Below are 7930 nucleotides of genomic sequence, written 5' to 3'. Positions count from 1 at the left end.
TGTTAAGCGCTCGCGACGTCACCGCAGCCGAGCGTGACCGTCTGTCCGGGGCAGATCAGGTGCTGCGCAAGGGCGACACCAGCCTGCAGGACATTGCTACCGAGCTGCGCAAAATCGATAACCGCCAAACCGACGCCGGGGGTGCGACCGCGACAGGGGCCTTGGCGGGAATCCCATAAGCTCCAACCCGTAGTAGGGCATGTGATCCGACCCGCATGACGGCGGAGGTGCCGATCCCTCAACCGGTGAAGCGTCGGCCGGTCGCGACGACATGTTTGCCCGGAGGGAGATGGATGGAACACGGTTTGGCGACAGCCGTCCTTTGCATCGTGGGCGGTGGCATCGCCGCCCAGGTGCTCGCCGCGCGCCTACGCGTCCCCGCCATCGTGCTGCTGCTCGCGCTTGGGTTCCTTGTCGGACCCGTGCTCGGCTTGCTACACCCGTCCCGCGACTTCGGGGAGAACCTGCGCCCCTTGATCGGCTTGGCGGTCGCCATCGTAGTGTTCGAGGGGGGCCTTGCGCTCGACCTCCGCGAACTCAGGGCTTCCGGCGAAGGTGTTCTCCGGCTCACCGCCTTCGCGCTGCCCATCAACTTCGTCCTCGGCACCCTCGCGGCGCACCTCATCGGCGGGATGATGTGGGGCCCCGCGTCGGTGTTCGGCGCCATCCTCGTCGTGACCGGACCAACCGTGATCCTGCCGCTGCTGCGCCACGCCCGCCTGGAGCGCCGATCCGCCGCCTTCCTGAAATGGGAGGCCATCGTCAACGACCCGGTCGGGGCGATCCTCACGGCGGTCGTCATCGAGATCCTGGTGGGCGTGCCGCACGGTGCCGGCGAGACCCCGGCGGTCGCACTGGCGATCCACCTCGCCGAGGGCGTGCTGGTGGCGGGCGGCCTCGGCATTGGCTTCGCTATATTGGTGGCCTGGGCGGTCCGGCGGGATCTCGTCCCGGAGACGCTCAAGACGCCGGTGCTGCTCGCGCTCGCACTCGTTGCCTACGTCGTACCGAACCTGCTCATGCACGAGGCCGGGCTGATCGGCGCGACCGTGTTCGGCATCGCCCTGGCGAACCGCCATGTGCCAGGCTTGGGCGAGTTGCGTCGGTTCAAGGAGGCGCTTGTCGTGCTTCTGGTGTCGTGCCTGTTCGTTGTGTTGACCGCCGACCTCGACCTCGGCGTCCTCGGCAAGTTGTCCCTGCCCATCCTCGCTCTTACGGCCGCCGTCCTGTTCGCGGTCCGCCCGGCCGCCATCTGGCTCGCGACGCTGGGCAGCGACCTGTCGCGGCGGGAGCGCCTGTTCGTGGGTTGGATCGGCCCCCGCGGCATCATCGCGGCTGCCGTCGCAGGTTTGGCCGGGCCCCGTCTGAGCGAGGCGGGCTACGCCGGCGGCGATCTGATCCAGCCCACCGTATTCGCGGTCATCGTGGCCACGGTCATCCTCCACGGCTTCTCGCTGGGACCGCTGGCCCGGCGACTGAGCCTGTCTACCGCGGCCGAGACCCAGCGGCTCGCCGTCGTCGGAGCGTCCCCATGGGCGAGCGACATGGTCGTCGCCCTGCATCGCGCGGGCGTGCCGGTGGTACTGATCGACACCTATCCCGGCGCGCTCCAGGCCGCCCGTGACGCGGGTGTGCCAACGCTGCAGGCCGAGCTGCTGTCGCGGCATGCCGAGGAAGGTCTCGCCGACCACCCCCCGGACCATATGCTCGCTGCGACTCGGGACGAACTTTACAACGCGCTGGTGTGCACCAGACTTGCCCCCGAGATCGGCCGCGAGCGCGTCTACCAACTCGCGCCGTCGGCGGACCACCTCCTGCATGCGGACACGGGCGTCAGCCGGGATACCCGCGGCAAAGTACTCGGTGACGGCAAGATCGATTTCGATGCCCTGGCCGGGCGACACGAGGCCGGCTGGCGTTTCGAAGTCGTCCCCACGAACGGGGGTGCGCAGACCGACGTGATCGACCTGCTGATCATCAAGACGGACGGGGTGGTCGAACTCCTTTCGGTCGACAACGAGCGTGCCGCCCCAAACGAGGGGGACCGCATGCTTGCGTTCGCCGCGCCGAATATTCCTCACCTCGATATGGCGGGAGAGCCGTCTCTAGCGCACGTCTGATAAGCGGTTTGCGTACAGCGTTCAGACTCATAAGGTTCGCTCTGGGGTCGGTTGGGCATTTCCGATGGCCCGCATGAAGTTGAACCTCGCTCAGTAGATCAGCGTCGCCCGCAGGCCGACGACCGTGGCGTTCTTGATCCTTCGCCCAAGTTCGTCGCGTGGATCCGGGATGTTGCCCCCCGGATGTAAGACGTACTGCAGGTTCGGCTGAACCGTCACGCGCGGTTCGAGGATGGCCTGGTACGTCGCCTCGAACAAGGCCGCGAACCGTTTGCATCGGGATCGGGATCGCCATCAACCGCGTGATCGTCCGGCCGCTCGGGCGGGTGATGACCTTCGTCGAGCAGGTCGGTCAGGGCGACCTGTCCGGGACGCTCGGGGACGGCGGCCACAACGAGATCGGTCGCCTCGGGTGTCGGGCAAGGTCGCCAGCATCAATCCTGTTTAGGATAATTGGGCACGCCTGGGCTGTTGTGGCGGCCAAGCACAATGTGAGATGGCGGCTTATCGAAGAAACTTCATGGGGCGAGCGGAAAGCGCGCAACCTGACCTATATTTTTACTTTTCATTAACTTTGATATCTAATTCTGCGAATGCTATTTGAGTGCGCCGGCTGGCTCGCAGAGCATTGTAGGACCTGAAGTCTCGCTTGTATTTTCTCGGTTTTATAGGAATTCAAGGGATGCCAATTGATGCCACGCCCGATCCTGATGAAGTTCCCGTTCGGCATATTACAGGCGCTGTCAGTATCGTCCTAAACGGGCAGACCGTCGCGCTCAATTTGTTCACGGACCGGATGGCCGTGCTCATGGATGGCAGCGTGCAGCCTGATCCCATTGTAGCTGCGCGTCTACGCCTCGATCTGGCGATGGCCAGAGAAATCCGCGATCAGCTCGATGCCCACCTCAGCGGTCTCACGACAAGTCCAAGAGGTAGTTTGCAGTTGAACTGATGCCTTTCGCTGAAGGGCTAATTTACTTCGAAATCCCATGGTTTCGAAATGAACTGAACTCCGATTGCCGCGCTTTCCCGACGCACGATCCTGCAGGTATGCTGAACGTCATCAGAATCGATCAGCAGCGTGAACGCCTCCAGCACCCTGATTGCTGACGGCAGGGTGAGCTTTGCCCCCACGTCTGAGACGTTTCGGACTGTGCAGTCCATCACTGATGCCCCGTTGGGGAAGATGATCTTGACGGCCTTCAGAACTCGCTTGCGCGGCGCACTGCGGCGCTCGATCTCTGGATGTCCCATCACAGCACCGCTTGTTCATTGAAGGTCGTTGGGCTGTATGGAAGCTTGAAACGAACAGCGATCCCGTCGGCAGTATGTCGGACGACAGTGGCGAACCGCTTTCCGACGGTTACGGCTGAACCAGGATCAGGTCGTTCACTCGTCGCGAGGGCCACGCCTGACATCGAAAGATCAACGATTTCTGCGCCGACGGTCTGACCGTTCGATAGCGTGACGCTCACAGCGCGCCGGGTGGGTACGATCCGGGGATCATTCCGCTGATCGGCCGTGTCGTTGACGTGAGCACGAAGCCAGGCGAGGCGATCGTCGATCCTCGCTTTGCGCTCTGCACTGGCTTCAACGAGCAGAGTGAAACCAGCGGAACTCACTTCGCTTATCCGCCCAGGCACCACGCCGATTGCATCAAGATAGCACGTCGCGTTCATGCCAAGGCGGACTGCTGGTAGCCCGCCACGCCTTCTTACTTCGACGCGTGCACTTGTTGATATGATGGCGACGCATGTCGCTTCACTGTTAGTCTCCAGAAGAAATTTTCCATAAGTTTCAATCATGTGGCGTCATATATATGGCTAGATTACTATTACTGTTCCTATATAGCAGCTTAGACGTTTACAAATTATCTCAGGTTGAACGGACTGCAAAAATTGCTCCAAAGGCAACCTGGCTGCAGCGGACTTCACGAAAACCCGCTCCCCGCATGATCCTTGAAGGTGTTCGCCGGCCTGACATATCCAGGCGCCGTGCGCGGATCGCGGTGTCCGGATGAGCCCCTGATCTAGGTGAGATCAGCGCCCCGGTCGGCCGCACCGGAAGCGACGTTCAGCCTTCAACCCAGCATGTCGAGGGTCTGGAGCCACGCATGACACAGGGTGGGCCAGACACTTGCGGGTGTGTCAGGCTCCCCAATGCCGAAGCCATGGCCGCCCTTGCTGAAGCGGTGGAACTCGACTGGTACGCTCATGTGCCGACAGACCGTGTCGAGGATGCGGCTGTTCTCCGGACTGATCACGGGATCGTCGTCGGTCTGCACGAGGAAGAGCGGCGGGCAGCCCGGACGCAACTGTGTCTGGAGCGACCAGGCGGTCCGCGCTTCGGGCTTCGGCTGCTCGCCGAAGAGGTTCCGCCGAGTGCCCGTATTGTCGTAAGGCGGCTCCAGCGTGACGACCGGATAGATCAGGGCCGCGAAGTCGGGACGGGCCAACTGCCGATCGATCTCGTCCACCGGCGCGTAGGTGCGTAAGCCGGCACGCACTCGGTGGCACAGCGATCGCTTACGGCCACGGCGTGGGGCACTTCCGTTTCACGCTCATTCCTACCCAAGTCGCACTTAGCCCCGCCGGCATCCGCCGCGCGGGGCTCTTTCGTTCTCCGTTAACCAGCCCGCGCTACGACCCAGCCATCGAAGGGGTTCCTCTGGCCCTGACATCACCTCAGCCCGCCCGGTAGCCGCCGTGGCGGGCTTTTTCGTACCTGCACTACCCCTCAGCCGGATACACCCCGGTCGCCCGCCATATCCGAATTCGGAGCAGCCGGATCTGCGCGCGCCGCAGCGCCGAGCCGGCATAGCCCTGAAGCGCTGGATCGCCTGGCAGCCTCAGGATCTTGCGGTTGTTCCGACAGGTCCGGACAGCTCGCGTGCGGTGCCAGACGATCTGCTCAGCCAGTGAGGCGCGTTCGTACAATTGATTGAAGCCCTCGCAGATCTCGCGGATCTCGGGAGCAAGTTCGTCCGTTAGGTCGGTTTTCTCCATCCGCATCGCGGCTTCCCCTGCGATCTCGGATGGAACTGTCGCTCAACGAGCGCCCCCGCGCCAGCGAAGCGAAGCGAAACCTTCCACTAGGATGAACGTATCCAACCTCAGGGAACTCGTCAGACAAGCCCGCCCGGCGTCCGCTGCGGCGGGCTTTCCATGAGTCTAAGCTCGAAATCCGCTAGCGCCTACGGAGAACATCTGATGACAGCTCGCCTTTGTCTCTCTTCAGATATCAGATTGAAACACCACCGCTCTATCGCCTCTCAGGGCTGTCCCAACGTATAGGAACGAGGATGGTGTTCATCGCGGGGAACTTGATAGCTTGCGAGGATTGGATGCCGCCCGTGTCACCCGAAGCTCCGTTACGCCCTCCTGCAGCTACCATTGCCGAAGATCGCGGCGTTCACATCGCCGTCGACGAAGCGCTGCTATCGAGCAGCGACCAGAAAGAACTCGTGTTCTGGTCAACGGATCGCGGTGAGGGGCCCGAGGCTGACCTCTTCGAGAACGTGATCTACAAATCGCGGGTCATGATCGCGTTCCAGTCCCTGCTGGATCGCCTGCAAATCCGACCGGGCGATCAGGTTCTCGAACTAGGCGCGGGCCACGGATGGGCCAGCGTAATGGCGAAATCTCAGGTTCCGACAGCCCACTTCGCCGCCACCGATCTCAGTACGGATGCAATCCGTACATCCGAGCTCTATGAAGGCCTGATCGGTGCACGGCTCGATGAGAAGTGGGCCTGCTCCGCCGTGTCGTTACCGTTCAGCGACAACCGCTTCGATCTCGTGTTCTGCTTTGCGGCCTTCGACCACTTCATCATCGGCCTACGCTACGAGGCTGTCCTGCGGCAGGTGCATCGCGTGCTCAAGCCGGGCGGGCGGCTCGTGATGCTCTACGAACCGTCTGCACCGCCGATCCTCTACGGCCGCGCCAAACGCCGGACCGAGAGTAAGCGCCACGTCGCCCAGGTCGACGAGGACGTTATCCTGATCGAACGGCTGCGCCGGGACGCGGAAACCTTCTGTTTCGACGTCAAGGTCGAGTTCCACCCGGAGTACAGTCAAAGGATCGGGATTGCATCAACGGTCTATTACTACGTCCTGTCCGCATTCCCGCTTCTACAGAAATTCCTGCCCTGTACGATTAATACCAAGCCCCGTTGAATATGACTCACGCGAGGTAGCATCGCGATCCAGGTCGTGATTCACTTTTCAGGTTTGGAGCCTGAGGAGGATGTAATGGCTGCTCCGGTGCCACTGCGATCGGATTATGGTGCCGAAGCTTTGCGCGCTCTGGCCAAGGTATCGCGCAATCCGGCCCAGATCCGCCTCCTGTTGGCGCTATCGGTGATCTCGGCGGGCGGCTCGCGCTTGGAGGCGGCCGAGATCGGCGGGGTCGGGTTGCAGACGGTGCGTGACTGGGTGTTGGCCTTCAACGCGGCCGGTCCGGACGGGCTGATCGACGGCAAGGCGCCTGGTGCCCGTCCGCGCCTGAACGCCGGGCAGCGCGATTTCCTGAAGGCCCTAATCGAACAAGGTTCGACGTCCGCCGCTCATGGCGTAGTGCGCTGGCGCTTGTGCGATCTGGCACAGATCCTGGTCGAGGATCAGAGCGTGTCGATCTCCGAGCAGACCTTGAGCCGGGTCTTGCGGGCGATGGGCTACCGCAAGCTCTCAGCCCGTCCGCGCCATCACGCCCAGGACCCGGACGCCGCAGCTGTTTTTATAAAAGCTTCCCCCACCGTCTGGCGCAGATCGGGCAGGCTGTCGGCGGCAAACCCGTAGAGGTCTGGTTCTGCGACGAGGCGCGGGTCGGCCAGAAGAACACCCTGACCCGGCGTTGGGCAGCACGCGGAACGCGCCCCTCGGCTCCCAAGGATCAGCGCACGCAGTCAGCCTACATCTTTGGGGCAATCTGCCCGGCCCGAGGCGTCGGCGCGGGCCTGGTCATGCCCCGTTGCACCACGTCGGCCATGGCCCATCACCTTGAAGAAATCTCCGCAACCGTCGCGCCCGGCGCCCACGCTGTCCTCCTGCTCGATCAGGCTGGCTGGCACACCACGAAGAAGCTGCGCGTTCCAGGCAACATCACCCTGCTCCCTCTTCCAACTCGTTCGCCCGAACTCAACCCGGTCGAGAACCTCTGGCAGTTCATGCGAGAGAACTGGCTCGGCAACCGGATCTTCCAATCCTACGCCGACATCCTCGACCACTGCTGCGACGCCTGGAACAAGATCGTCGCCCAGCCCTGGCGCATCATGTCCATCGGAATGCGCCGATGGACCCATGGGTTCTGATCAACAAGGGTTGGTATAAGCTGATGGGGCTGCTGAGGAACCAGCAACCTTACCCTGCCCCTGGCACTCCCGTGTGTGCTGCAACCGAGTGAGCAGGTTGTCGAATAGGCGGTGCCGGGCCATCTTGGATCACTGTCGGCCGCGCTTGATTCGGTCTGGAGACCTACCCCTTATGGCTCGCCTCGAACTGTCCGTCCTGTCGCTCGCCTTTGGTGTGACCATGCTGGCCACACCGGTTTTGGCGCTATCGCCAAGGACTGTTCCGTGAAGTACCAAGCCGCCAAGCAGGCTAGGGCGTGTCATCGCTTGAGCCAATCGAGGGCGGCTGCGAGGGAGAGGACGCCCATGAAGCTGACGGCAGTCTTCTCGTAGCGGGTGGCGATGGCGCGCCACTCTTTGAGCCTGGCCCAGAGGCGCTCGACCTGGTTACGGTTGTTGTAGATCCAATCAGGGCAGGCCACGGGCGCTTCGTGGCGCTGAGGCGGGATCGCAGGCCGAGCGCC

At 62.8% G+C, this 7930-nt stretch carries 11 protein-coding genes; 5 read left to right on the top strand and 6 right to left on the bottom strand.

What is annotated here, in order from left to right; all coding sequences use genetic code 11:
- The first annotated feature begins 293 nt into the window (after window positions 1–293).
- Complete coding sequence (locus tag FV223_RS15080; RefSeq protein WP_147727806.1) at window positions 294–2120, top strand: sodium:proton antiporter; 1827 nt, start codon at window positions 294–296, stop codon at window positions 2118–2120.
- A gap of 90 nt (window positions 2121–2210) precedes the next feature.
- Here the strand turns inward: FV223_RS15080 and FV223_RS15075 are convergent, their stop codons facing one another.
- Window positions 2211–2378, bottom strand: coding sequence for a carbohydrate porin (locus FV223_RS15075; RefSeq protein WP_147727805.1), 168 nt, complete (start codon window positions 2376–2378; stop codon window positions 2211–2213).
- A gap of 71 nt (window positions 2379–2449) precedes the next feature.
- On the opposite strand from FV223_RS15075, the gene FV223_RS32575 reads away from it, so the two are divergent.
- Window positions 2450–2692, top strand: coding sequence for a hypothetical protein (locus FV223_RS32575; RefSeq protein WP_187276149.1), 243 nt, complete (start codon window positions 2450–2452; stop codon window positions 2690–2692).
- Between the two features lie 77 nt (window positions 2693–2769).
- The gene (locus FV223_RS15065) at window positions 2770–3072 is read left to right on the top strand and encodes a hypothetical protein (protein WP_147727803.1); all 303 of its coding nucleotides are present in this window, start codon (window positions 2770–2772) and stop codon (window positions 3070–3072) included.
- A gap of 17 nt (window positions 3073–3089) precedes the next feature.
- Here the strand turns inward: FV223_RS15065 and FV223_RS15060 are convergent, their stop codons facing one another.
- The 4 genes from FV223_RS15060 to FV223_RS15045 form a co-directional block, all read right to left on the bottom strand.
- On the bottom strand, window positions 3090–3374 hold the full coding sequence (locus FV223_RS15060; RefSeq protein WP_147727802.1) for a PilZ domain-containing protein: 285 nt from the start codon (window positions 3372–3374) through the stop codon (window positions 3090–3092).
- Window positions 3374–3925: a PilZ domain-containing protein gene (locus tag FV223_RS15055; RefSeq protein ID WP_147727801.1), complete on the bottom strand. Its 552-nt coding sequence runs from the start codon at window positions 3923–3925 to the stop codon at window positions 3374–3376. Before FV223_RS15055 ends, FV223_RS15060 begins: the two co-directional genes overlap by 1 nt.
- A gap of 275 nt (window positions 3926–4200) precedes the next feature.
- Complete coding sequence (locus tag FV223_RS15050) at window positions 4201–4596, bottom strand: hypothetical protein (RefSeq protein WP_147727800.1); 396 nt, start codon at window positions 4594–4596, stop codon at window positions 4201–4203.
- A 253-nt stretch (window positions 4597–4849) separates the two neighbouring features.
- Entirely contained in the window at window positions 4850–5131 is a 282-nt protein-coding gene (locus FV223_RS15045) for a hypothetical protein (RefSeq protein WP_147727799.1), read from the bottom strand.
- Window positions 5132–5421: 290 nt separating this feature from the next.
- Between FV223_RS15045 and FV223_RS15040 the strand changes: the two genes are divergently transcribed.
- Together FV223_RS15040 and FV223_RS15035 are read left to right on the top strand one after the other, a co-directional pair.
- Window positions 5422–6294 (top strand): class I SAM-dependent methyltransferase, encoded by an 873-nt coding sequence (locus tag FV223_RS15040; protein ID WP_147727798.1) that lies wholly within the window; start codon window positions 5422–5424, stop codon window positions 6292–6294.
- Between the two features lie 36 nt (window positions 6295–6330).
- A protein-coding gene (locus FV223_RS15035) for an IS630 family transposase (RefSeq protein ID WP_147727797.1) occupies window positions 6331–7427 on the top strand; the annotation gives its coding sequence in 2 pieces (ribosomal slippage) (window positions 6331–6856 and window positions 6856–7427; 1098 coding nt in all).
- Between the two features lie 299 nt (window positions 7428–7726).
- Here the strand turns inward: FV223_RS15035 and FV223_RS15030 are convergent.
- Window positions 7727–7930 (bottom strand): transposase (locus FV223_RS15030; protein WP_147727796.1); only part of this gene is annotated, 204 nt, incomplete at its 5' end.

Origin of the sequence: Methylobacterium sp. WL116, assembly GCF_008039455.1 — a bacterium.
Classification (GTDB): domain Bacteria; phylum Pseudomonadota; class Alphaproteobacteria; order Rhizobiales; family Beijerinckiaceae; genus Methylobacterium.
This window is presented reverse-complemented; position numbering and strand designations above follow the sequence as displayed.